The sequence below is a fragment of the Stenotrophomonas sp. GD03930 genome (genome assembly GCF_029839665.1).
GTDB classification, from domain to species: Bacteria; Pseudomonadota; Gammaproteobacteria; order Xanthomonadales; family Xanthomonadaceae; genus Stenotrophomonas; species Stenotrophomonas forensis.
Window position 1 is genome coordinate 467,671 of sequence record NZ_JAOCAV010000002.1, and the last position, 23,286, is coordinate 490,956.

21 protein-coding genes are annotated in these 23,286 nt (G+C 66.8%); 9 read left to right on the forward strand and 12 right to left on the reverse strand.

Annotated elements, in window-relative coordinates:
• The first annotated feature begins 5 nt into the window (after nucleotides 1-5).
• Nucleotides 6-2,765 carry an EAL domain-containing protein gene (locus N5C18_RS12790; RefSeq protein WP_279944752.1) on the forward strand — a complete coding sequence of 920 codons (2,760 nt, stop codon included), beginning with the start codon at nucleotides 6-8 and terminating at the stop codon, nucleotides 2,763-2,765.
• Between the two features lie 381 nt (nucleotides 2,766-3,146).
• Here N5C18_RS12790 and N5C18_RS12795 read toward each other — a convergent pair whose 3' ends face one another.
• The 6 genes from N5C18_RS12795 to N5C18_RS12820 all read right to left on the reverse strand — a co-directional run bounded on the left by N5C18_RS12795 (nucleotide 3,147) and on the right by N5C18_RS12820 (nucleotide 7,500).
• Nucleotides 3,147-3,362 carry a hypothetical protein gene (locus N5C18_RS12795; protein ID WP_053449690.1) on the reverse strand — a complete coding sequence of 72 codons (216 nt, stop codon included), beginning with the start codon at nucleotides 3,360-3,362 and terminating at the stop codon, nucleotides 3,147-3,149.
• 98 nt (nucleotides 3,363-3,460) lie between these two features.
• On the reverse strand, nucleotides 3,461-4,651 hold the full coding sequence (locus N5C18_RS12800; protein ID WP_049446363.1) for a methyl-accepting chemotaxis protein: 1,191 nt from the start codon (nucleotides 4,649-4,651) through the stop codon (nucleotides 3,461-3,463).
• A gap of 162 nt (nucleotides 4,652-4,813) precedes the next feature.
• Nucleotides 4,814-5,428 (reverse strand): high frequency lysogenization protein HflD, encoded by a 615-nt coding sequence (gene hflD / locus N5C18_RS12805; protein ID WP_008267693.1) that lies wholly within the window; start codon nucleotides 5,426-5,428, stop codon nucleotides 4,814-4,816.
• The gene (gene mnmA / locus N5C18_RS12810) at nucleotides 5,425-6,567 is read right to left on the reverse strand and encodes a tRNA 2-thiouridine(34) synthase MnmA (protein WP_053512109.1); all 1,143 of its coding nucleotides are present in this window, start codon (nucleotides 6,565-6,567) and stop codon (nucleotides 5,425-5,427) included. Before mnmA ends, hflD begins: the two co-directional genes overlap by 4 nt.
• On the reverse strand, nucleotides 6,564-7,025 hold the full coding sequence (locus N5C18_RS12815; RefSeq protein ID WP_279944753.1) for an NUDIX hydrolase: 462 nt from the start codon (nucleotides 7,023-7,025) through the stop codon (nucleotides 6,564-6,566). The genes mnmA and N5C18_RS12815 overlap by 4 nt, the downstream gene beginning before the upstream one ends.
• Nucleotide 7,026: 1 nt before the next feature.
• Nucleotides 7,027-7,500 (reverse strand): hypothetical protein, encoded by a 474-nt coding sequence (locus N5C18_RS12820; RefSeq protein WP_040007777.1) that lies wholly within the window; start codon nucleotides 7,498-7,500, stop codon nucleotides 7,027-7,029.
• A gap of 112 nt (nucleotides 7,501-7,612) precedes the next feature.
• Between N5C18_RS12820 and clpS the strand changes: the two genes are divergently transcribed.
• On the forward strand, nucleotides 7,613-7,939 hold the full coding sequence (gene clpS, locus N5C18_RS12825; protein WP_006444529.1) for an ATP-dependent Clp protease adapter ClpS: 327 nt from the start codon (nucleotides 7,613-7,615) through the stop codon (nucleotides 7,937-7,939).
• 191 nt (nucleotides 7,940-8,130) lie between these two features.
• Here the strand turns inward: clpS and N5C18_RS12830 are convergent, their stop codons facing one another.
• Nucleotides 8,131-8,943: an APH(6) family putative aminoglycoside O-phosphotransferase gene (locus N5C18_RS12830; RefSeq protein WP_279944754.1), complete on the reverse strand. Its 813-nt coding sequence runs from the start codon at nucleotides 8,941-8,943 to the stop codon at nucleotides 8,131-8,133.
• A gap of 138 nt (nucleotides 8,944-9,081) precedes the next feature.
• Between N5C18_RS12830 and clpA the strand changes: the two genes are divergently transcribed.
• Complete coding sequence (clpA, locus tag N5C18_RS12835) at nucleotides 9,082-11,367, forward strand: ATP-dependent Clp protease ATP-binding subunit ClpA (protein WP_279944755.1); 2,286 nt, start codon at nucleotides 9,082-9,084, stop codon at nucleotides 11,365-11,367.
• 72 nt (nucleotides 11,368-11,439) lie between these two features.
• Here clpA and N5C18_RS12840 read toward each other — a convergent pair whose 3' ends face one another.
• The 3 genes from N5C18_RS12840 to aat all read right to left on the reverse strand — a co-directional run bounded on the left by N5C18_RS12840 (nucleotide 11,440) and on the right by aat (nucleotide 13,069).
• Nucleotides 11,440-11,820 (reverse strand): hypothetical protein, encoded by a 381-nt coding sequence (locus N5C18_RS12840; protein ID WP_053511871.1) that lies wholly within the window; start codon nucleotides 11,818-11,820, stop codon nucleotides 11,440-11,442.
• 203 nt (nucleotides 11,821-12,023) lie between these two features.
• A complete protein-coding gene (gene infA / locus N5C18_RS12845; RefSeq protein ID WP_005409596.1) occupies nucleotides 12,024-12,242 on the reverse strand; it encodes a translation initiation factor IF-1 in 219 nt (72 codons plus the stop codon).
• Between the two features lie 86 nt (nucleotides 12,243-12,328).
• Nucleotides 12,329-13,069 (reverse strand): leucyl/phenylalanyl-tRNA--protein transferase, encoded by a 741-nt coding sequence (aat, locus tag N5C18_RS12850; RefSeq protein ID WP_279944756.1) that lies wholly within the window; start codon nucleotides 13,067-13,069, stop codon nucleotides 12,329-12,331.
• Nucleotides 13,070-13,142: 73 nt separating this feature from the next.
• On the opposite strand from aat, the gene N5C18_RS12855 reads away from it, so the two are divergent.
• On the forward strand, nucleotides 13,143-14,411 hold the full coding sequence (locus tag N5C18_RS12855; protein WP_279944757.1) for a hypothetical protein: 1,269 nt from the start codon (nucleotides 13,143-13,145) through the stop codon (nucleotides 14,409-14,411).
• A gap of 155 nt (nucleotides 14,412-14,566) precedes the next feature.
• On the opposite strand, the gene N5C18_RS12860 is transcribed toward N5C18_RS12855, so the two are convergent.
• Nucleotides 14,567-15,700: a GNAT family N-acetyltransferase gene (locus N5C18_RS12860; RefSeq protein WP_279944758.1), complete on the reverse strand. Its 1,134-nt coding sequence runs from the start codon at nucleotides 15,698-15,700 to the stop codon at nucleotides 14,567-14,569.
• A gap of 174 nt (nucleotides 15,701-15,874) precedes the next feature.
• On the opposite strand from N5C18_RS12860, the gene N5C18_RS12865 reads away from it, so the two are divergent.
• A complete protein-coding gene (locus N5C18_RS12865) occupies nucleotides 15,875-16,315 on the forward strand; it encodes a hypothetical protein (protein ID WP_279944761.1) in 441 nt (146 codons plus the stop codon).
• A 31-nt stretch (nucleotides 16,316-16,346) separates the two neighbouring features.
• Nucleotides 16,347-16,823 (forward strand): hypothetical protein, encoded by a 477-nt coding sequence (locus N5C18_RS12870; RefSeq protein WP_279944762.1) that lies wholly within the window; start codon nucleotides 16,347-16,349, stop codon nucleotides 16,821-16,823.
• 101 nt (nucleotides 16,824-16,924) lie between these two features.
• Here N5C18_RS12870 and trxB read toward each other — a convergent pair whose 3' ends face one another.
• Nucleotides 16,925-17,896 (reverse strand): thioredoxin-disulfide reductase, encoded by a 972-nt coding sequence (trxB, locus tag N5C18_RS12875; RefSeq protein WP_279944763.1) that lies wholly within the window; start codon nucleotides 17,894-17,896, stop codon nucleotides 16,925-16,927.
• A 233-nt stretch (nucleotides 17,897-18,129) separates the two neighbouring features.
• On the opposite strand from trxB, the gene N5C18_RS12880 reads away from it, so the two are divergent.
• From N5C18_RS12880 to lolA, 3 genes are all read left to right on the forward strand, one after another.
• Entirely contained in the window at nucleotides 18,130-20,490 is a 2,361-nt protein-coding gene (locus tag N5C18_RS12880) for a DNA translocase FtsK (RefSeq protein WP_053449701.1), read from the forward strand.
• 39 nt (nucleotides 20,491-20,529) lie between these two features.
• Nucleotides 20,530-22,473: a DUF3857 domain-containing protein gene (locus N5C18_RS12885; RefSeq protein ID WP_164240881.1), complete on the forward strand. Its 1,944-nt coding sequence runs from the start codon at nucleotides 20,530-20,532 to the stop codon at nucleotides 22,471-22,473.
• Nucleotides 22,474-22,584: 111 nt separating this feature from the next.
• Nucleotides 22,585-23,223 (forward strand): outer membrane lipoprotein chaperone LolA, encoded by a 639-nt coding sequence (lolA, locus tag N5C18_RS12890; protein WP_164240880.1) that lies wholly within the window; start codon nucleotides 22,585-22,587, stop codon nucleotides 23,221-23,223.
• Nucleotides 23,224-23,286 lie beyond the last annotated feature (63 nt).

Sequence of the window (23,286 nt, forward strand, 5' to 3'; positions counted from 1 at the left end):
ATCGCGTGGACCAAGGGATCATCGCCAGCCTGCTGCAGCACCCGCTTGCGTCGGCGCTGGTCATCGTCGACCGTACGGGACGCCCGTTGGCGGCCAATCCGGCTGCGCGCGAGCATGGCCTGCCGGCCACTGTGGCCGCCTATGCGCCGATGCTGGAAGATCTGCGCCTGATGGCCGCCGATGGCGGCATCGTGGCCTGTACGCTGCCCGGCGGCCCGCGCGGTCACTACGACGGCCACCTGCGCGCCGTGCACGATGGTGCCGGCAACCTGCTGGCGTTCACGCTGAGTGTTCCCGAGCCAACGCCGATCGATGGCGGCGGGCGCTGGGAGCTGGCGCTGGACAGTGCCGGCCACAGCCTGTGGGATTGGGATATTCCCAGTGACCGCGTGGCGCGAACCCCGGCGCTCGGCGATGAGACCGCCACCGAGATGTTGTCACGCGTCCACAGCGAGGACATCGGCCAGGTGCGTGCGGCACTGGACCAGCATCTGCGCGGGCAGAGCGAGCAGTACAGCGCGCAGTTCCGCTTCCGCCAGGCCGATGGCCAGTGGCGCTGGGTCCTGGATCGGGGTCGCGTGGTTGCACGTACGGCCGATGGCCAGCCGCTGCGCATGGTCGGCACGCATACCGATATCGAGCAGCAGAAGCAGCTGGAATCGCTGCTGCAGGAACAGCAGTTGCACCTGAGCGAGGCGCAGCGCATCGCCAGCATGGGCAGCTGGTCGTTTGATCCGACCACCGGTCATTTCTGGTGGTCGCCGGAACTGCGCTCGCTGCTGGCGCTGGAGCAGGGCGCCGTGCCCGGCCAGCGGCGCTGGCTCAAGCAGTTGCACCCGCGCTCGCGAGGCGCCCTGCGCGCGGCCTGGCGGCGGTTGTGGCGCGATGGTCGCGCCGCAAACCTGGAGCTGGAGCTGACCCGCGGCAACGAGCCCTCGCAGCACCTGCGGCTGTGGATGCAGCCGCTGATGGACATGGAGGGGCAGCCCAAGCGACTGCTTGGCCAGGTCCAGAACATCACCGAACAGCACCAGACCGATGCACTCATCCGTTGGCGCACCGAACTGCTGAACCGCGTTTCGGCGCTGGGCCGCATCGGCGGCTGCGAGATCGAGGTGCAGACCCGGCACATGCAGTGGACCGAGGAGTGCTATCGCATCCACGGTCTGCGCAAGGAGCCGATCACCCTCGACCAGGCGCTGGCGCTGTACACCGAGGATTCGCGCAGCGCCTTCGAAGCGGCGTTGTTGCGGATCGCCAATGGCGGGCTGCCCGAGCAGCTGGACCTGTGCTTCTACCGCCAGTCCGGCCTGCGGGTATGGGTGCAGGTGCTGGTCGAGCTGGACCGCCGTGATGGGCTGCCGCCGCGCTTCGTGGTGCTGTTCCGTGACATCACCCGCGAGCGCGAAGCCAACGAGCGCATCGAGCTGCTGGCGCATTACGACCTGCTCACCGGCCTTCCAAACCGTGTGCTGCTCGGCGAGCAGACCGCCGAAGCCATCGAGGAAGCGCGCGACCGCGGCACCTCGCTGGCAATGCTGTTCATCGACCTGGACGGCTTCAAGACCATCAACGACAGCTTCGGCCACGCCACCGGCGATGCGCTGCTGAAGGCGGCCGCAACCCGGCTGCACCAGAACCTGCGCAACAACGATCTGTTCGGTCGTTTCAGCGGCGATGAGTTCATCGTCGTACTGCGCGACCTGGCCGAGCCGGAAGACGCCGGCCACGTGGCACGCAAGCTGATCGCCTCGTTGGCCGAGCCGCTGCGCCGGGGCGAGACCACGTTGAAGGTGGGTGCCAGCGTCGGCATTGCGATGCTGGGTGATGCACAGACCGACTTCGATTCGCTGCTGCGCGCGGCCGACGCCGCGATGTACGCGGCCAAGGAAGCCGGGCGCAACACCTACCAGTACTACAGCCAGGACGCACTGGCCCGGATCCAGCGCAAGCTTGAACTGGAGCATGCGCTGCACGGCGCCATCGAGCGCGAGGAGTTCAGCCTGGCCTATCAGCCGCTGCTGCACGCGCACCAGGGCGAACCGCCGGCGATCGAGGCGCTGCTGCGCTGGCATCGTCCGGGCATCGGCTATTGCAGCCCGGCTGAATTCATTCCCATTGCCGAAAAGTGCGGCGAGATCGTGCGCATCGGCGACTGGGTGCTGAACGAAGCCTGCCGGCAGGCGACGGCCTGGGACCACGCTGGCCTGCGTTTCGATCGCATCGCAGTCAATGTATCGGCGGTGCAGCTGCGTGACCGTGGTTTCGCCGAGCGTGTGATCGAGATCTGTCACGCCCACGGCTGGCCGCCACAGCGGCTGGAGCTGGAACTGACCGAGTCGGCGCTGATCCGTGACACCGACATCCTGCGCCACTGCTTCGACGTGCTGGAACGGCATGGCGTGCCCCTGGCGGTGGACGACTTCGGCACCGGCTTCTCCAACCTCAACTACCTCAACCGTTTCCCGGTGGGGCGCCTGAAGATCGACCGAAGTTTCGTGCAGGGCATGCTGCACGATTCGGGTACAGCCGAGGTGACCCAGGCCATCGTGCATCTGGGCCACGCGCTGGGCATGAAGGTGGTGGCCGAAGGCGTGGAAACGCACCAGGAAGAAGACATGCTGCGCCGCCAGGGCTGCGATGAGATCCAGGGCTACCTGTACTCGCGCCCGCTCAGCCCGCGTGACCTGGCGCAGTGGCTGCGCCAGCAGCACCCGTCACCGATGCGCACCGACGCCAGCGGCGAAGTGGTGCTGGTGCGCTGACCGCATCTGGACCGGCTCTGGTGGGTGCCGACCTTCTCTGGTGGGTGCCGACCTTGGTCGGCACTGACGCCTGCATGCGCAATCATCCACACATCAGAATCCCGCTCTGGTGGGTGCCGACCTTGGGCGGCACGGATGCCTGCGCCCGCGAACATCCACACATCAGAATCCCGCTCTGGTGGGTGCCGACCTTGGGCGGCACGGATGCCTGCGCCCGCGAACATCCACACATCAGAATCCCGCTCTGGTGGGTGCCGACCTTGGTCGGCACGGATGCCTGCACGCGCGATCATCCACGCATCAGAATCCCGCTCTGATAGGTGCCGACCTTGGTCGGCACGGATGCCTGCGCCCGCGTTCATCCACGCATGGCGTGGATCTCTATCTCAAGGCTTCCCCATCCAGGCCCAGGTCCCACGCCAGGCCCAGCAGCTCGTTGTCCGCACGGGTCGGGGCAGGGCGCGCATCGGCCAGTTGCTGAAGCTCGCGTATCTCCTCGCGGGCGACGTCCTCCAGCTGTTGCAGCTGCTCACGCACGCTCGCGTTGCGCGGGCGCTCGGTGTCGGTGAGGGAGGGCAGGGCGCGGATCAGGGTCATGGTGCGCGTACAGGATGCATCCAACGGCGGGTCACAGGCAAAGGCCCCGGACGAACCGGGGCCTTTCGGGCTGCCGGTGGCGGCAGCGGACATCAGGATCAGAACAGCTCGACGGTACCGGCGCCCATGCTCTGCTGGGCAACCGGCTTGTGCGGCGGGCGCTCCCATTCGCTACGCAGTTCGCGCAGGCGGCTGCCAGTGCGCTGCAGGGCGGTGGCGATCTCTTCGTCGAACACGCCGCCATTGCGGTGCAGCAGCTCCTGCAGGGCCACCGCTTCGCGGTTGATCGCGGTCAGCCGGTCCAGGTGGGTGTGCACGCCGCCCAGCGCCTGGGTGGCGATGTCTTCGAACTGCAGGGCCCGCACGGCCTCGGCCACGCTGCCATCGATCGAACGGGCACACTCGGAGACTTCGCGCATGCCGTCGCCCAGCGAGGCGTTGATCTGAGCGACGTTGTCGAGCATGGCCGCCGCTTCCTGGCGCGCTTCACGGGAGCGGTCCATATCGCGCGAGGCCATGTGCGAGACCGTCTCGCGCACCTTGGCGATGGCGTCCTTGGAGCTGTGCGCCAGCTTGCGGATCTGCTCGTTGAACGTGGTTGAGCGCTCAGACAGGTTGCGCACTTCGTCGGCGACCACGGCGAAGCCACGACCGGCTTCACCGGCACGCGCGGCTTCAATGGCGGCGTTCAGGGCCAGCAGGTTGGTCTGGTCAGCAATCGACTTGACGTCTTCCAGCAGCGCGAAGATGCCATCCAGGTGCTGCGCCATCTGGTCGATGTGCTGCACGGTGGTGCTGCTCTGGCCGCTGACCTGCTCCAGCGCTTCCACCAGCTGTTCCATGCGATGGCTGGCGTGCTGGGCAAATCGGGCAACGTCGAGGCCGGCGCTGCCTTCATCACCGGCGCGGTCAACGATGCGCGACAGGGCCTGGCTCTGCTGGCGCGACTTGCGGTTCATCGCATCGAAGCTGCCGCCCAGGCTGGAAACGGCCTGGCGGATCAGGTCACGGGCACGCTCCACTTCGCCGCGCGAACCGTCGATCTCGTTGCCGACGAAGTTGCGCAGTTCGGTCAGCAGCTGGTCCTGCTCACGCAGCACACGGGCATGTTCCGGGGAACGGTGCGCCTGAGCGCGGGTGGTCCACCACGCAAAGCCGAGCCAGCTCAGCGTCATCGTGGTCAGGATCGCCCAGCGCAGGGCGGCCGGCCATTCGAAACCGATGGCGAAGGGGAGCAGCAGGGTCAGAGCCAGGGGGGCGGCCAGACGGATGAAAATGCGTGAGTACATGGACGTTCTCGGGAGGTGCACGGAGGATGTATCGGCCGTACCCCCTTTCTCTTTAACGTCGATGTGCCTTGAAGTGCATTCTGAATGCGCCGGTTTTCCGGCGCCTGGCGCGTCGTTGCGTGGCGCGCTCGCCGGGCGATGCCCGGCGAATGTGGGTGAAGGTCAGGCCAGCTGACGGTCCACGGCCTCGATCATCGCCTTGCGGCTGAACAGGAAGTCCCAGTAGCTGCCGCCCAGCTGCCGCCACAGCACCGCCGAGCGTACCGCGGCCAGCAGCAGGGCGCGGATCTCGGCGACCACGCCGGCCTGGCCCAGGTAGTGCGGGTTGCCCTGCACCATCACCCGCGGTTTCAGGTGGCTGATGGTGTCGGCATACAGGCCGCCCAGGTTGGCCAGCACGTCCGGGTGGCCGCTGTCGCCCAGTTCGGTGGCCTGGCGCTGGGCGCGTTCGATGCCCGAGGCAACCTTGTTCACGGTCGCCCCGTCCTGCACGAAGCGTCGCTCCAGCTGCAGCACCGACAGCGCCAGCTTGGGCAGGATCGGGTCCTGGCCCTGGCTGCGGAAGTAGTTGTGCAGCAGGCGCAGGCCCGCCTTCAGCGCGTCGCGGTCACCGAACACCTCCTGCGGCGAGGACGCGTCGACGCGGAACACGCTGTCCACGGCGGTGCGCACGGCGGCGGCGTCGGAATGGCCGGTATCGGCGATGCGGCGTACCTGCTGCAGGGCCTGCGCAATGCCGGCCAGGGCCAGGACGCGGTCGTCGACGGTGAAACTCATGCAGCGATTACCTCAAAAGGAGAAGGGGTGGTGCGCAGGCGCTGTTCCAGCGGTGCGTCGGTGGCGGCGATCACCGCGCCACCCAGGCACACATCACCGTCATACAGCACCAGCGACTGGCCGGGGGTGACGGCGCGTTGCGGGCGGGCGAAGCTGACCAGCACGCTGCCATCGTCCAGCACTTCGACCGTACACGGCTCGTCGGGTTGGCGGTAGCGGGTCTGTGCGGTGCATTCGAAGCGCCGCGCCGGCGGCGAGCCGGCAATCCAGTGCGCGGTCTCCGAGCGCAGGCGGTCAGACAACATCCAGCGGCTTTCGCGGTCCTGGTCCACGTACAGCACGTTGCTGGCCACGTCCTTGCCGACCACGTACCACGGCGCGGCCGGACGGCCGCGTACGCCGCCGATGTTCAGGCCTTCGCGCTGGCCCAGGGTGAAATAGAACACGCCGGGGTGTTCGGCGATCACGCTGCCGTCGGCCGGGTCGAGGATCTGGCCTGGCTTGGCCGGCAGGTAACGGCCAAGGAACTCGCGGAAGTCGCGCTCGCCGATGAAGCAGATGCCGGTGGAGTCCTTCTTGGCGTGGGTCGGCAGGCCGACGTCGCGCGCGATCCGGCGCAGGTCGCTCTTTTCAAGATCGCCGATCGGGAACAGCGTCGCCGCCAGCTGCTGCTGGCCGAGCTGGTGCAGGAAGTAGCTCTGGTCCTTGGAGCGGTCGGCGCCACGGAGCAGCAGCCACTGGCCGCCGCGCTGGGTCACCCGCGCGTAGTGGCCGGTGGCGATGCGCTCGGCACCCAGTTCGCGGGCCGCGTCCAGGAAGTGCTTGAACTTCACTTCGCGGTTGCACAGCACGTCCGGGTTCGGTGTGCGGCCGGCAGCGTACTCGGCCAGGAAGTGCTCGAACACGCCCTGCCAGTACTCGCTGGAGAAATCGCGGAAGTGGAACGGAATGCCGAGCAGGCCGCAGACCGCCACCGCATCGCGGCGGTCATCCTCGGCGCGGCAGTCGCCGCTGCCGTCGTCGGCCCAGTTCTGCATGAACAGGCCGGCTACGGCTTCGCCCTGTTGTACCAGGCGCCAGGCGGCGACCGAGGAATCGACGCCACCGGAGACGCCCACCATCACCCGCGGAGTGCTCATGCGACCTCCCTGACCAGCGAAAGGGGATGGCGCTGGCCACCCAGGAAATCAGCCACCACCTGCCAGACCAGCGGGCTGCGCAGGCGTTCGCCAGCGGACTGCAGCTCGGCCGGGGTCAGCCACAGCGCGCGGTCGATGCCGATGTCCAGCGGCTGCGCCGGGTCATGCGAGAGCGGGCGTGCCGCATAGCAGAAGCGCAGGAAGGTGGTGCCGTCGCCGGCGGTCCACTGGTAGCAGCCGATGAAGTAGGTCAGCTGCACCGCCCAGCCGGTTTCCTCGCGGGTCTCGCGCAGGGCCGCCTCGGCCAGGCTTTCGCCCGGCTCGAGGTGGCCGGCGGGCTGGTTCAGCACCTGCCGGCCCTCGATGGTCTCTTCGACCAGCAGCACGCGGCCGCCGTCGACCACGACGGTGGCGACGGTGGCGTGCGGTGCCCAGCGCGGGTCCGGCGTGGCGTTCACCTCAGAATTCGTCCTTCTTGGTCAGTTCCAGCTCCATCGCATCGGCAGTGCGGATGGCCGCATCGATCGCGTCGCTGAGCTGGTCGGCGCTGGCATCGGCGTCGATCTTCACCACGAACATGGCGGTGGTGTCCTGCTTCACCCAGCCGCCCATCTTGGCATCCTGCGAATCCTCCAGCAGGCGGTTGGCCACGGCCACCGGGAACTGCTTGGTCTTGGCGATGTAGGCCGGCGACCAGATCTCGCGGATGTTGTGGGTACCGAAATCTTCCACCGACGAACGCACATAGACCATCTGCGTGCGGTCACCCTCGACGTCGAAGACCATGCGGTAATCGCCGTCCTCGTCCACCTCATAGGTGTAACCCAGCTTGTCCAGGTGGCGGGCCACGGCCTTGTCGGCCTCGGTCGCGGCGGCGGCAGAGCCGGCGGCGGCCAGGCCGATCAGCAGGGCAGGCAGAAGGGTCCTTTTCATGAAGATCCTGTGAAGCAGATTTGAAAGAAGCTGCAATTGTGACGGTGGGCGTCCGTGCCGTCCAATCCGCGGCAGGCCGACGCAGGCCGGGCGCAACCTCTATAATGGGTGGATGCCCCATGAGTCTTCCCCCGATTCCCATCACGAGCACGGCGTTGCCGTGGAGCCCGCGCGCCCGGAAGTGGCGCCGCCGCCGTTCTACCAGGTGATGCTGCTCAACGACGACTACACCCCGATGGATTTCGTGGTGGACGTGCTGCAGCAGTTCTTCAGCATGGACCTGGACAAGGCCACGCAGGTGATGCTGCACGTGCATACCCGTGGCCGCGGCGTGTGCGGGGTGTTCACCCGCGAAGTGGCCGAGACCAAGGTCGCCCAGGTCAACGAGTACTCGCGGATGAACCAGCATCCGTTGCTGTGCACGATGGAAAAGGCCTGACCGGCTGCTGATTCTCGTCCGGGCACATTGATTCCGGACCCGTTGTGCCCACCAAGGTGGGCACCTACCAGGGCGCAGGCCTGTATCGATCCCGGACGGGGCGTGCCCACCAAGGTGGGCACCTGCCAGGGCACGGGCCTGTATCGATCCCGGATGGGGGGGCACCAGGGTGGGAACCTGCCAAGCGCGGTTCACCCTTCCGCCAGTGCCTCCAGCGCCATCCGCGCCACTGCCTCGTCCACGTCCGCGGGGTCGCCGTCATCGCGGAACCATACCGCCGACAGCCCCATGCTGGCTGCGATCCAGCGCAGCAGGCGCGCCCGTTCCAGGCCGGCCAGCGTGCTCACCTGTTCCAGCCGGGCGGCAAACCGCTCCGGGCGCGTGGCCACATGGATACCCGGGCCGCACAGGTCCGGGTTGCTGAACAGTGTCGTGTAATCAAAGGCACGGTCGCCCAACAGCCGCTTCGGGTCGATCGCCAGCCAGCCGCGCGGGCCGAAATCCAGCACGTTGTCGTGGTGCAGGTCACCGTGCAGGGGCCGGATCTCCTGTTCGTCCTGCAGCAGCTCCTCGGCCATTGACCTGCACTGTTCCAATAATGGCGGTAGCGCAGCCCTTGGCTGCAGCAGGTCGGCGAACCATGTACGCAGGCAGACCAGTTCCGCTGGCGGTGCGCTCCGTGGCCGGTGCAGCTGCTGCAGGACCTGGCACAGGATCGTGGTGCAGGCGTCATCGTTGCCGTCGATCGAGCGTTGCCGCAGCGAGTCGCCGCGTGCGCGTTCGATCAGGATCGCCGGCCCGTCGTGGGCCAGCAGGCGGGCGGCGCCGTCACCGTCCCACCAGCGCAGCAGGCGATGGCTGTTCTGCTCCTCGGTTTCGCTGCTGACCTTCAGCATCGCCGGCTCGCCGACGGCGGTCAGCACCGGCCAGAGCTGGGCATGGGGCGTCCTGATGGATGCGCCATCACGCCGCAATCGCCAGCGGCTCAGGTAGGGTTCGCTCATGCTGGGCGGGCTGTCCTGGAGTGAATGAAGATCAAGCAATCTCTACTGCTAACGCCATCTGAACGCAGCAATCCGCTAGGGTGATGGAAAACGCGTAGTCAGGCCGCATATTGTCCCCATCTGCCGCCGGAGTAATCCATGTTCAGCAAAGACCTCGAACACACCATCGGCCAGTGCTACAAGCGCGCCCGTGAGGCCCGGCATGAGTTCATGACGGTCGAACACCTGCTGTTGGCACTGCTCGACAACCCGTCCGCCCAGGCCGTTCTGAAGGCCTGTGGGGCCGACGCCGAACGCCTGCGCCAGGAACTGGAGCAGGCCATCGAGGCCTCTGTGTCGCGCCTGGCCGAAGATGACGGCCGCGACACCCAGCCGACCCTCGGCTTCCAGCGCGTGCTGCAGCGGGCCGTGTACCACGTGCAGTCCTCGGGCAAGAAGGAGGTCACCGGCGCCAACGTGCTGGTCGCCATCTTCGGCGAAAAGGACTCCCACGCCGTCTATTACCTCAACCAGCAGGACGTTACCCGGCTGGACGTGGTCAATTACCTGTCCCACGGCATCGCCAAGCTGGGTGAGGAGGGTGAGCAGCCGTCCTCGTCCTCCGAGGGCGAGGGCCGCATCGAGGGCGGGGAGGGTGAGCCGAAGGGCGACGCCCTGACCGAATTCGCCAGCAACCTCAACGAACAGGCCCGGGCCGGTCGCATCGACCCGCTGGTCGGCCGTGCCGACGAGATCGAGCGCACCATCCAGGTGCTGTGCCGCCGCCGCAAGAACAATCCGCTGTACGTAGGTGAGGCCGGCGTGGGCAAGACCGCGATTGCCGAGGGCCTGGCCCGCCGCATCGTCGAGGGCTCGGTGCCCGACGTGCTGGCCGATGCCGTGATCTACTCGCTCGACCTGGGCGCACTGGTGGCCGGCACCAAGTACCGGGGTGACTTCGAAAAGCGCCTGAAGAGCGTGCTGACCGCGTTGAAGAAGGTACCCAATGCGGTGCTGTTCATCGACGAGATCCACACCATCATCGGTGCCGGTTCGGCGTCGGGCGGCACCATGGATGCGTCCAACCTGATCAAGCCGGCGCTGGCCTCCGGCGAGCTGCGTTGCATCGGCTCGACCACCTTCCAGGAGTACCGTGGCATCTTCGAGAAGGATCGGGCGCTGGCCCGGCGCTTCCAGAAGATCGATATCGTCGAGCCGACCGTCGGCGAGACCTACGAGATCCTGCAGGGGCTGAAGTCCAAGTACGAGCTGCACCACGGCGTGACCTATTCCGACGAGGCATTGCAGGCTGCCGTGGACCTGTCGGTGAAGCACATCGGCGACCGCCTGCTGCCTGACAAGGCCATCGACGTGATCGACGAGGCCGGCGCCCGCCAGCGCCTGCTGCCGGAAGGCGAGCGCAAGGAGCTGATCGACGTCGAGGAAGTCGAGGCGATCGTCGCCAAGATGGCGCGCATCCCGACCAAGCAGGTCAGTGCCACCGACAAGGATGTGCTGCAGCACCTGGAGCGCAACCTGAAGATGGTGATCTTCGGTCAGGATCCGGCCATCGAGACGCTGTCTTCGGCGATCAAGCTGGCCCGCTCGGGCCTGGGCAACCCGGAAAAGCCGATCGGCAACTTCCTGTTCGCCGGCCCGACCGGTGTCGGCAAGACCGAGGTGACCAAGCAGCTGGCGCTGCAGCTGGGCATCGAGCTGGTCCGCTTCGACATGTCCGAGTACATGGAGCCGCATTCGATCAGCCGCCTGATCGGTGCGCCCCCGGGCTACGTCGGCTTCGACCAGGGTGGCCTGCTGACCGAAAAGATCGTCAAGACGCCGCACTGCGTGCTGCTGCTGGACGAAATCGAGAAGGCGCACCCGGACATCTTCAACATCCTGCTGCAGGTGATGGACCGCGGCGTGCTCACCGATACCAACGGTCGCGAGGCCAACTTCAAGAACGTGGTGCTGGTGATGACCACCAATGCCGGCGCGGCGCAGGCCTCGCGGCGTTCGATCGGTTTCACCAAGCAGGACCATGCCACCGACGCGATGGAGACCATTCGCCGCGCCTTCACCCCGGAATTCCGCAACCGCCTCGACGCGGTAGTGCAGTTCCAGGCACTGGGCTTCGAGCACATCCTGCGCGTGGTCGACAAGTTCCTGATCGAGCTGGAGATGTTGCTGCAGGACAAGCACGTCAGCCTGTCGGCTACCCCGACCGCGCGCGACTGGCTGGCCCACCACGGCTTCGACCCGCTGATGGGTGCCCGTCCGATGGCCCGCGTGATCCAGGACAAGATCAAGCGTCCGCTGGCCGACGAACTGCTGTTCGGCAAGCTGGTGAACGGTGGCAAGGTCAGCATCGACGTCCGCGACGACGAGCTGGTGGTCGAAACCCAGGCCGAACCGGAGCGTCTGTTGCCGGTGACGGTGGAGTAAAGCCGGCGCCGGGCGCAACCCGGCAACAAGCAGGGGCAAGGGCGGCTTCGGCCGCCCTTGTCGTGCCTGCGGTCAGCGGCTGCGACGGCGCACTTCGCGCTTGAACTGCCCGGCATCGATCGGTTCGATGCGCGACACGTCGCAGGTGGCATTGCCGGTGTCGAGCTGGCTGCGGCCTTCACCGCACAACTGATCCGCCTCCTTCCTGCCGTCGGTCCTGAAGCCGAGGCGGGTGGCCAGCACGGCCGAAGGACAGCTGCTGCGGAAGTGCACGATGTAGTGGTCGTCGCCGGTGCGCAGCAACACGTTCTTGTCTGCGCCGGCGCGCACGATCTGCTGCTCGCCGGCCAGCGGTACGCATTGGGTGGGGGTGGTGTCGGCGGCCTGGGCGGTCGGCGCCAGCAGGCCGGTCACGGCCAGGGCGAGGGCGGTGAGCAGGGAGGGCATCTTCATGGCGGTGCGAGGGGGTAGCGATCCGGACTGGACCGGATTGCAGATTGCCGTCGCCGTTGCACATGCGAATCTGCCGCAAGCGGGGCTGACCGACGTCACGGTGAGTTCGGTCACGATGACCTTCGGCAGGGCCGGATTACAGGCATGACAAAAGGCCAGCAACCAGGGCTGGCCTTGTCGGAGTGGCGCCAGGCGCCGACCGCTTACTTCATGCGGTAGGTGATACGACCCTTGGTCAGGTCGTACGGGGTCATTTCAACCTTGACCCGGTCACCGGTAAGGATGCGGATGTAGTTCTTACGCATGCGGCCGGAGATGTGGGCAATGATTTCGTGCCCATTTTCCAGACGAACGCGGAAAGTGGTGTTCGGCAGCGTCTCGCTGACGGTGCCCTCGAACTCGATGGAATCGTCTTTCGACATGTAGTCCTGTGCGGTTCAGAAAACGGCCACGCTGGGCCTAAGGCGCAGTATTTTACGCGTGACCGGACCAGCTTGCAAAGTTTGTGTTAACCCCCGGCCAAATCCCGTGCCGGCAGCCGTCCGACCGCCCTGGTCCACGGGCCTTCGCGCCCGTTGCCGCGCACGGCCTGTCGCACATGCGCCAGGAATTCGGCGCGCGGCAGGTGCTCGGCCCCCATCCGCAGCAGATGCGGATTCTCCACCTGCGCATCGATCAGCGCCCAGCCCCAGCCGCGCAGGGTAGCCGCCAGCGCCGCCAGTGCGATCTTGGAGCCGCCGCTGGCGCTGCTGAACATGCTTTCGCCGAAAAACATCGACCCGATCGCCACCCCGTAGATACCCCCGACCAGGGTCTGCCGGTCCCAGACCTCGAAGGAGTGGGCGAAACCGAGGTCGTGCAGTTGGCTGTAGGCCTCGATCATCGCCGGGCTGATCCAGGTGCCATCCTGGCCCGGGCGGGGCGCGGCGGCACAGGCCTGCATCACCCGGCTGAAGGCCGTGTCGGCGGTGACTTCCCACGTGCTGCCGCGCAGCTGGCGACGGAAGCGGCTGGACAGGTGCACACCCTCGGTGCGAAACACCATGCGCGGGTCCGGCGACCACCACAGGATCGGCTCGCCCTCGCTGAACCATGGAAAGATGCCGCCGGCATAGGCGTTCAGCAGTCGTACCGGGTGCAGGTCGCCGCCTACCGCGAGCAGGCCATCGGGCTGGCGCAGCGCGGTCTCGGCCGGCGGGAAGGGGGCGTCCGGCGCATCGGCCAGGCGCCAGGGGAGCGGGCGGGTCATGCAGGCAATTGTATTCGCGGTAGGCATGCGCGATGTCTGGCACCATCATCTTCCCGCGGCAAGGAGCCTATGCATGAGCGACCCGATCAGCGCCGTTCTCGATGTGCACGACAGCCCGCGCGCACGCAACGACAGCCTGGGCATGCTGCTGTCGCTGGCTGCTGAGCAGCCGCGCCAGCTGGGCGAGCTGATGCTGCAGGCCCTGGCGCGGCGCTCGCCGGGCTCGGCCTTCCTCGACATGGCACTGGACCTGATGCCGGATGAGGTGGTGCCCGCGGTTGCCGTCGACGCCTGGCGGCGCTATCGCGACGGCGAGCGCGGCGAACTGCTGGCCAACGTGATCGAGTTTGCCAGCTACCAAGCGCCGAGGGTGCTGCAGGACGATTGGGATGCGCTGCTGGCCTTGGCCATCGAAGATGGGGTGCAACTGGCCTCGCAGCTGTGGCGGGCGCTGCCGCCCGCGGTGGCTGCGGGCTGGGCGCAGGTCCTGGCCGAGGCCGATGATGATCGCGAAATGCCGCGGGCGCGGGCGCTGTTGTTGGCTGCGCAGCCCGCGACCTATGCCGCTGCGCGCGGCTATCTGGCCGGCTGGGGGCAGCTGGACGCCGAGGCCTGGGCACATTGGGCCGGCGTTGCCGACGGGCCGCATCCGCGGCGCCTGCATGGAGAGCGGCCGCTGCACATCCGTTTCGGCGGTACGCAGCATCGCGCCCAGCTGGCCGACGAGCCGGGCTGGCGCAAGCGCATCTGGCGCCTGCACCCCACCTGGAGCGGCGGGCAGGTTCATCACGCCGGCCATATGGGTGGGCGGCTGGAGGCGCTGTGCGGGAGCTGCCATGCACCACTGCAGCGCCTGCTGCAGACCGACGCCGCCGTGCTGCAGCCGGGCGCGGCAGGGGAGATCACACTTGCGGTCTGCCTGGACTGCTGTGGCTGGGAGGAGCCGCCGGTGCGCTTCTATCGCCATGATGGCGCAGGCCGGCCCAGCTGCCATCCCCGCCAGCACCGCGACGTGCCGAACACGCCCACCGACAGCGGCGATCTGATGCCGGCCGATGTGGGACTGGCACTCCTGGACAGCGCGCGCTGGCAGCAGCAGGACTGGGGCCAGTCCAATCATCGGCAGAATCTCTCGCGCGTGGGTGGCGCGCCCAGCTGGGTGCAGAGTGCCTGGTACCCGGCGTGCATCGATTGTGGCCAGGACATGCCGTTCGTGATGCAGCTGGATTCGACATTGCCGACCACGGGTGAGAGCACGCTGCTGTGGGGCAGCGGTGGCATGCTCTACACGTTCTGGTGCGCGAAGTGCCGGGTGAGCGGGCACTTCTGGCAGTGCACCTGAGCGCAGCATTCCCGCCAGCGCTTTGGCGGGTGGCAACCGTAGGCCTATTGATCTGGTAGGTGCCAACCTTGGTTGGCACGCTTTTCGGCATCGCCCAAGTCGAGCAAGCTCGACTCTACGGATGCGTGCGGCTGTCGCTATTGCCCTGGTGGGTGTCAACCTTGGTTGGCACGCTCGCGGAACGGCCCATGCCCCTGCAGTTCCTGCTGGTAACGCCGCACATCGCGACGCTCCTGTCGGCACCAGTCCTGCAGCGCATTGGCGAACTCCGCATCGGCCACCCAGTGCCGGCTGCGCACCCGCGTCGGCAGGAAGCCCCGCGCCAGTTTGTGCTCGCCCTGTGCGCCGGGCTCGAAACGCGCCAGCCCCTCGCGCAGGCAATACTCGATGCCTTGGTAGTAGCAGGCCTCGAAGTGCAGGCCGGGCAGGGTGGCGCCACCCCAGTAGCGGCCAAAGAGCGTGTCACCCCCGCGCAGGCACAGTGCGCCGGCAATCGGTTCGCCGTCCTGCTCGGCCAGGAACAACACCAGCCCGCGGCCAAGCGTAATGGCCAGATGGCGCAGGAAGGCTTCCGTCAGTGCCGGCGCATTTCCGTACTCCATGAAGGTCTGCAGGTAGAAGCGGTACATCGACTGCAGATCGGCGCGGCTGGCCTCGTCGCCGTGCACCACGCGGAAGGTGATGCCCTGGCGGGCGACCTTGGCGCGCTCCTGGCGGATGTTCTTGCGGTGCTTGTGGTCCATCGCGCCGAGGAACTGGTCGAATGTCGACCAGTCACCCGGGTTATGCCACTGGAACTGCACGTCTTCGCGCAGCAGCCAGTCGTCGCCGAACAATGCCTCGTCGCCAGCGCTGTGAAAGTTGATGTGGGCCGACGATACGTCCAGCGCGGGCAGTGCCTCGCGCAACGCCAACAGCAGCGCGGCGCGGCCTGAATCGTGACGGGCCAGCAACCGCGGGCCGGTGACCGGCGAATACGGCACCGCACCCAGCCACTTCGGGTAGTAGTCGCGACCATGCCGGGCATAGGCGTTGGCCCAGGCGTGGTCGAACACGAATTCACCGTGCGAGTTGGTCTTCAGGTAGCCCGGAATGGCGCCGACCAGGGTGTCGCCTTCCCACAGGGTGAAGTGCTGCGGCTGCCAGCCCCAGTCCTCGCGCAGGCAGCCGTGTTCTTCCAGTCCGGACAGGAACGCGTGGCTGACGAAGGGGTTGTGGCCATCGTGCAGGGCGTCCCAATCGGTGGCGCGAATAGCCTGCAGGGAGTCGAGGAAGCGGGTGGAGGGCATGAGGGGAAAGGATAGGCCAGACGGGGGCCGATTGCCGTAGACGGCTTTGAAGACGTTAAGAAAAAGACGAAATCACAGCAAAGGAGACCCTGTGCAGCGCCATTCGGTTTCACATGCGGATAGTGCCAGGGGCGACCCTTGGGTCGTCCAGCCATTACCGGATAGGAGAGCAACATGATTGCAACCGCGTTGACCGCAATGCTTGCGTTGACAGGCCAGGTCGAGGCCGAGCAGCCTGCGTTCCGGCGAGGTCCTGTTGATTCGGATTCCGCAATGAATGCCATCGTCACTCGCGCAAGCCAGGACGCACTTGATGCCTACCGTCTACAGAATCATGGGGAATCTCCGTTGGAAGCCGTTGCTGTGTACGACGTAGCGACCGGGCTGATCCGAATTGATCTAAGGGGAGGCGAGTTGCCTGGGGAGGGCGGCGCAGAATTGGAAGACCTGCAAGGATTCATTTCGAATGGCGCCCTTGAAGCCGCCAGACCCATTGTCCCAGCTACAGGAACGAAGTTCTTCTACAACGGTAGAGATTTCGATGAGCAGTATCCGGAGAGCTCCGCAGGCAACGGTGGCCAGGAACCCCTGCCGGAAAGGTTGGCTGGCCTATGAGAACGGAGGGGTATGAGGCGTTCGCGACGGCATGGCCTTCGCGAATGCCCTGAGTCGAGCATGGCTCGACGCTACTTGGCAGAAGCCGGGCAACTCGCTGGCCGCCTTCCGTGACTGCAAGCCGATGGTAGTCTCCCTGCGCGGCGATCTGCTGGCCCAGGAGCGCTCGGTCGGCCAGATCGACGGCTACACCACCTTCAGCACGTCGCAGCCGGGCATCGGCGTGCAGTACCGCATCCACGATAGCTTCGGCACCGCCCACGACATCAAGGGCAATGGCAAGTCGTTCGTGATCGCGATCGAGTCCAGCTACTACAGGAAGTGGAGCTCAGGAGTCGTACTCGAACACCCTTCGATGGACGTCGAGTACCGCTACATTGCACTGGCCGACCATTTGCCGGCGGTGGTGGCGCTGGAAGATCTGCCGCTGTTCGTGTACTCGACTGATGGCGGCCCGGCGGGCGAGGCTGTGTGCACCGCAAAGGTGGAGTACCTGGCGGCCGAGTAAGGGTTCAACCCTGCCTTCCGTAATGGAAAAGGCCGACGCACTGGTGTCGGCCTTTTGCCTGAGTCGAGCCTGGCTCGACGCTACAGAAGCGGGTTCGCCCCTCAGCTGGCCTTGCCCTGTGTGTCCAGGTAGCGCTCGGCATCCAGTGCGGCCATGCAGCCGAAGCCGGCCGAAGTGATTGCCTGGCGGTAGTGCTGGTCGGCCACGTCGCCGGCGGCGAACACGCCTTCCACCGAGGTCTGGGTGGCGTTGCCGCCCAGGCCCGAGCGGATTTCCAGGTAGCCGTTGTTCATCGCCAGCTGGCCGTCGAACAGGGTGGTGTTCGGGTGGTGGCCGATGGCCACGAAGAAGCCGTGGGCGTCGATGTCGCGGGTGCTGCCGTCCAGGGTGGACTTCACGCGCACGCCGGTCACGCCGGCATCGTTGCCCAGCACTTGCTCCACCTGGTGGTGCCAGACGGTCTCGATCTTGCCCTCGGCCACCTTCTTGAACAGCTTGTCCTGCATGATCTTTTCCGCCTTCAGGGTGTCGCGGCGGTGGACCAGGTAGACCTTGCGGGCGATGTTGGACAGGTACAGCGCCTCTTCCACGGCGGTATTGCCGCCGCCGACCACGACCACGTCCTGGTCGCGGTAGAAGAAACCGTCACAGGTGGCGCAGGCAGACACGCCGCGGCCCTTGAACTCGTCCTCGGTCGGGATGCCCAGGTACTTGGCGGTGGCGCCGGTGGCGATGATCAGGGCATCGCAGGTGTACTCGTGGCTGTCGCCGATCAGCTTGAACGGGCGCTGCGACACGTCGGCGGTATGGATGTGGTCGAAGATGACCTCGGTCTCGAAGCGCTCGGCATGGGCCTGCATGCGTGCCATCAGGTCCGGCCCCATCAGGCCGTGGGCGTCACCCGGCCAGTTGTCCACCTCGGTGGTGGTCATCAGCTGGCCGCCCTGCTGCAGGCCGGTGATGACGACCGGCTTCAGGTTGGCACGGGCGGCGTAGACGGCGGCGGTCCAGCCGGCCGGGCCGGAACCGAGGATGACGAGGCGCTGGTGGCGGGAGGGCAGGCTGGTGCTCATGTAGACTCGCGAAAAGGTAGATGGGACAAGGCGCTGGCGATGTTTGCGCAGCATCCGTGGCTGGTCATAGAGTGGCGGCTGGGGCAGGGCGATTCAAGCCGATGAACGGAACGCCGTCATCCGGCAGTGGTTGCGGCGCCCCGGATGCCCCGTGAAACGTCGCATAACTGAAAACTGACGCCGTCTCATTTATTATCAATCACTAACAGCGCATTCCAAAGGTATGGTCTAAGGTGGCGAAGCAGGTCCCCGAACGCTCCAAGTCCGACGACAGCAAGGCGTCACGTCGCACGGCCGCGGCGGCGACGACCGACAATCCACGCCGCCAACGCCTCTGGCGCGACCTTGGCCTGATCGCCATCGCGCCGGCGCTGCTGTACCTGGCGGCCAGTCTGTTCACCTATTCAGCGACCGATCCGGGCTGGTCGCACACCGGCAGCGTGGTCGCGCCGGTGCACAACCTCGGCGGTCGCGCCGGCGCCTGGATCGCCGACGTGCTGCTGCAGCTGTTCGGCTACGTCGCCTTCCTGCTGCCGGTGGTGCTGGGCGCACTGGCGTGGATAGCCATGTTCGGCCTCAAGCGCGAGAGCAAGGGCGAGAACGATCTGGACCCGGCGCTGCGCCTGGTCGGGCTGGTCGGCTTCCTGATCGCCGGCACCGGCTTCCTGCATGTGCGCCTGTTCAGTGGCGACGTGTCCAGCGCCGGCGGCATCCTCGGCAAGCTGGTCGGCAATTCGCTCACGGTGGGCTTCGGTGCGCTGGGTGCGAACCTGTTCGTGCTGGTGCTGCTGCTGGCCTCGATCACCCTGGCGACCGGACTGTCCTGGTTCACCGTGATGGAGAAGATCGGCCGCGGCGTGATGTCGCTGGCACCGTTGCTGGCGCGCAAGAAGGAAGAAGTCACCGAGTGGCAGCAGACCCGGGTGATGCGCGAAGAGCGCCAGGAAGTACGCAAGGCCGATGCCGAGGTGCGCGCCAAGCGCGAGCCGGTGAAGATCGAGCCGCGCCCCGAGCCGGTGATCGAGAAGAGTGACCGGGCCAAGCGCGACACGCAGATCCCGATGTTCCGTGGCGTCAATGGCGATGGCTCGGACCTGCCGCCGCTGGCCTTGCTGGACGATCCCAAGCCGCAGCCGGTGGGCTACGACAAGGAAACCCTGGACGCGCTGTCGCGGCAGATCGAGTTCAAGCTGAAGGATTTCCGCATCGACGCCCAGGTGGTCGGTGCCAACCCCGGCCCGGTCATCACCCGCTTCGAGATCGAGCCGGCGCCGGGCATCAAGGTCAGCCAGATCAGTTCGCTGGACAAGGACATCGCGCGCGGCCTGTCGGTGAAATCGGTGCGCGTGGTCGACGTGATTCCGGGCAAGTCGGTGATCGGCCTGGAAATCCCCAACGTCACCCGCGAGATGATCTACCTGTCCGAGCTGTTGCGCTCCAAGGAGTACGACAAGTCGGCCAGCGTGCTGACCCTGGCGCTGGGCAAGGACATCGCCGGCCGCTCCACCGTGGCCGACCTGGCGCGCATGCCGCACCTGCTGGTGGCCGGTACCACCGGTTCGGGCAAGTCGGTGGCGGTCAACGCGATGGTGCTGAGCCTGCTGTTCAAGGCCTCGCCGAAAGACCTGCGGATGCTGATGATCGACCCCAAGATGCTCGAACTGAGCGTCTACCAGGGCATCCCGCACCTGCTGGCGCCGGTGGTCACCGACATGAAGGAGGCCGCCAACGGCCTGCGCTGGTGCGTGGCCGAGATGGAGCGCCGCTACAAGCTGATGAGCGCGGTGGGCGTGCGCAACCTGGCCGGCTTCAACAAGAAGGTGAAGGAAGCGCAGGACGCCGGCCAGCCGTTGATGGACCCGCTGTTCAAGCCGAACCCGGAACTGGGCGAGGCGCCGCGCCCGCTGGAGACGCTGCCGTTCATCGTCATCTTCATCGACGAATTCGCCGACATGATGATGATCGTCGGCAAGAAGGTGGAAGAGCTGATCGCGCGCCTGGCACAGAAGGCGCGTGCGGCCGGCATCCACCTGATCCTGGCCACGCAGCGCCCGTCGGTGGACGTGATCACCGGCCTGATCAAGGCCAACATCCCGACCCGCATCGCCTTCCAGGTCAGCTCCAAGATCGACTCGCGCACCATCCTCGACCAGTCCGGTGCGGAGACCCTGCTGGGCCACGGCGACATGCTTTACCTGCCGCCGGGCACCGCCATGCCCGAGCGCGTGCACGGCGCGTTCGTCTCCGACGAGGAAGTGCACCGCGTGGTCGAACACCTCAAGGCGATGGGCCCGGCCGACTATGTCGACGGCGTGCTGGACGAAGTGCAGACGATGGGTGACGGCGTGGTCGTTGGCGCCACCGGCCTGCCCGAGAACAGCTCCGCCGGCGATGAGTCCGACCCGTTGTATGACGAAGCGCTGCGGGTGGTCACCGAGACCCGCCGCGCCTCGATTTCCGGCGTGCAGCGCCGGCTGAAGATCGGCTACAACCGTGCAGCACGACTGATTGAGGCCATGGAAGCGGCCGGCGTGGTCAGTGCGCCTGAACACAATGGCGACCGCACGGTGCTGGCACCGCCGCCGCCGAAGTAAGACCCGACGTATCCCCCACGACGTCCAAGGAACCGACGCATGCTTCACCCCGTACCCAGCGCGCTGGCACTGGCGCTGGCAGCCTTCCTGGCTGCCAGCCCGGCACTGGCAGACACCGCCACCTCCGCGCCCGCTACGGCGCCGCCTTCCACCAGCGGCGACACCGAAGCCAGCAACAATTTCAGCATTGTCCGTTACCGCGCCGACTACCAGGTGCGGCCCGATGCGGGCAATGTGCAGACCGAAACCTACGAAGTCCTGCTCAAGACCAAGGCCTCCGTCGAGCAGTTCAGCCAGGTGCGGCTGAGCTACAGCGAGAAGATGGAGACGCTGGAAGTGCTCGGCGCCTACACCATCACCGCCGACGGCCAGCGCCGCGACGTGCCGGCCGATCGCATCTACACCCAGGAAAGCTACTCCAGCGCCTCGGCGGCGATGTACGCCGACCGCAAGGTGCGGGTGATCGTGTTCCCGAACCTGGCCCCGGGCACGCGCCTGTACTACCAGGTGCGCCGGACCCAGACGACCCCGTACTTCCCGGGCTATTTCGGCCTGTGGGAAACCTTCAACGTGTTCACCGAATACGAGGACGCCGAAGTCACCCTCAGTGCGCCGGCCAACCTGCCGATGTTCGTCGACAGCCGTGGCGTGCAGGGCAGTGATCGCCCGACGGTGAAGAACGGCCAGGCGCAGTGGCGCTGGCGCTACCAGCGCCGCGAGGCGATGCCGGCGCAGAACTGGTCGGCGGCAGGTTGGGAGTTCGGCCCGAACATCATGGCCAGCACGTACCGTGACTGGTCGCAGATGGGGCGCGCCTACCAGCTCAAGGCGGGCCCGGCGGCGCAGGTCACCCCGGAGCTGCAGGCACTGGCCGACCAGGTGACCGCCGGCATCAGCGACCGCCGCGAGCAGGCCGATGCGCTGTACCGCTGGGTGGCGCAGAACATCCGCTATGTGGCGGTGTACCTGGGCAACGGTGGCCTGGAGCCGAACAGCGCGCAGAGCATCCTCGACAACCACTATGGCGACTGCAAGGACCACGTGACGATCCTGGAGGCGCTGCTGGCGGCAAAGGGCATCGACAGTTCGCCAGTGCTGATCGGAGCGGGCGGTGGCCCGACCCTGCCGAAGATTCCGGTACTGGGCCGCTTCAACCACGCCATCACCTACATTCCCGAGTTTGATCTGTACCTGGACTCGACCACCGCGTGGGCGCGCTTCGGCCAGCTGCCCGAAGGTGACCTTGGTGCTCCGGTGATGCGTACCCGCGATGCCACGCTGGCGCGTACCCCGGCCAACACACCGCAGCGCAATGCTACGTCGATGGAGGTGCGCTTCACCTTCGATGCCAATGGCAACCTGCGTGGCGAAACGATTCCGAAGCTGGGCGAGAACGCCGAAATCGGCATGCGTGCGCAGTTCGCCCAGCTCAACGCGCAGAACCGTGCGCGCGCTGAAGAGCAGATCATGGCCGCGTCCGGCTTCGATGGGCGAGGGCAGCTGCAGATCCAGGGCGTGCCGGTCGACCTGACCCGGCCATTCGGCTATCGCATGGCGTTCCAGGCCGAGGACTACGCCGATTTCAGCGTGGCCGGCGGCATGGCCGTGCCGGACCCGCCGGGTGGCGAATCGGTGCGCGGGCTGTACGCCACCGCATCGGCGCCGGCCAACGAGACCCCGTTCTACTGCAACGCCAGCCTGCGCGAGGAAACCTATCGCCTGCAGTTCCCGGCCAACGCACCGATCATCGCCATTCCGGCCAGCCAGCGTTTCAGCAACGCTGCGGGCGAGTACCGGGTGGACTGGAGCCGCGAGGGCCAGGACGTGGTCGTGCGGCACCGCCTGCAGCAGAACGCGGTGCGTGGCCCGGAGGCGCTGTGCCAGCCGCAGGACTACACCGCGTTCCGCGCGCTGTACCGCGAAGTGCGCCGTGGTTTCCGCGGGCAGGTGCTGTACGGCAAGCTGCCGGGGGCGGGCGGCTGAATCGCCGATGGACGTTCGGGGCGGCATAATGTCGCCCTGATCGCCCATTCATCTTTGCCCGGGCACACTGGCTACCACCTTTCCTGGCGCATGCGCCCACAGGATTCCTGCATGAACTTCCGCTTCCGTCGTTTCCTTGCCATCACCACCCTGGGCGTCGCCTGCGCCGCTGCCGGCAGCGCCTGGGCCGGTGCCCGCGATGACCTGAAGAGCTTCACCAGTGGCCTGAAGGGCCTGGATGGCCAGTTCAGCCAGCAGGTGTTCGACAGCCGCGGAAGGGTGAAGGAATCGACCAGTGGCCGTGTGGCGCTGTCGGCGCCGCGCCTGTTCCGCTGGGAGTACGTGCGCCCGCACGAACAGCTGATCGTGGCCGATGGCAAGAAGGTCTGGATGTACGAGCCGGACCTGGAACAGGCCACCGTGCGCGAGCAGGGCAAGGAAGAGCAGAACAGCCCGCTGACCGCGCTGATCAACCCGGCGCTGCTGGAGCAGCAGTACGACCTCAGTGAGGAAGCCGCGCAGCGCGACGGCCTGCAATGGTTGTCGCTGTCGCCGAAGCGCGACACCGAAGCCAGCTTCCAGTACGCCGCGCTGGGCTTCAACGCCCAGGGCCTGGCCAAGATGGAAATCACCGACGCGGTCGGCCAGCGCACCGTGATCACCTTCAGTGGCTGGAAGCGCAACCCGGGCTTCGCCGCCGGCACCTTCAGCTTCACCCCGCCGAAGGGCACCGACGTCATCGGTAACTGATCGGGGACGCCGGGCCCGGCCGGGCGCTACCTGCTCTGGTGGGTGCCAACCGTTGGTTGGCAC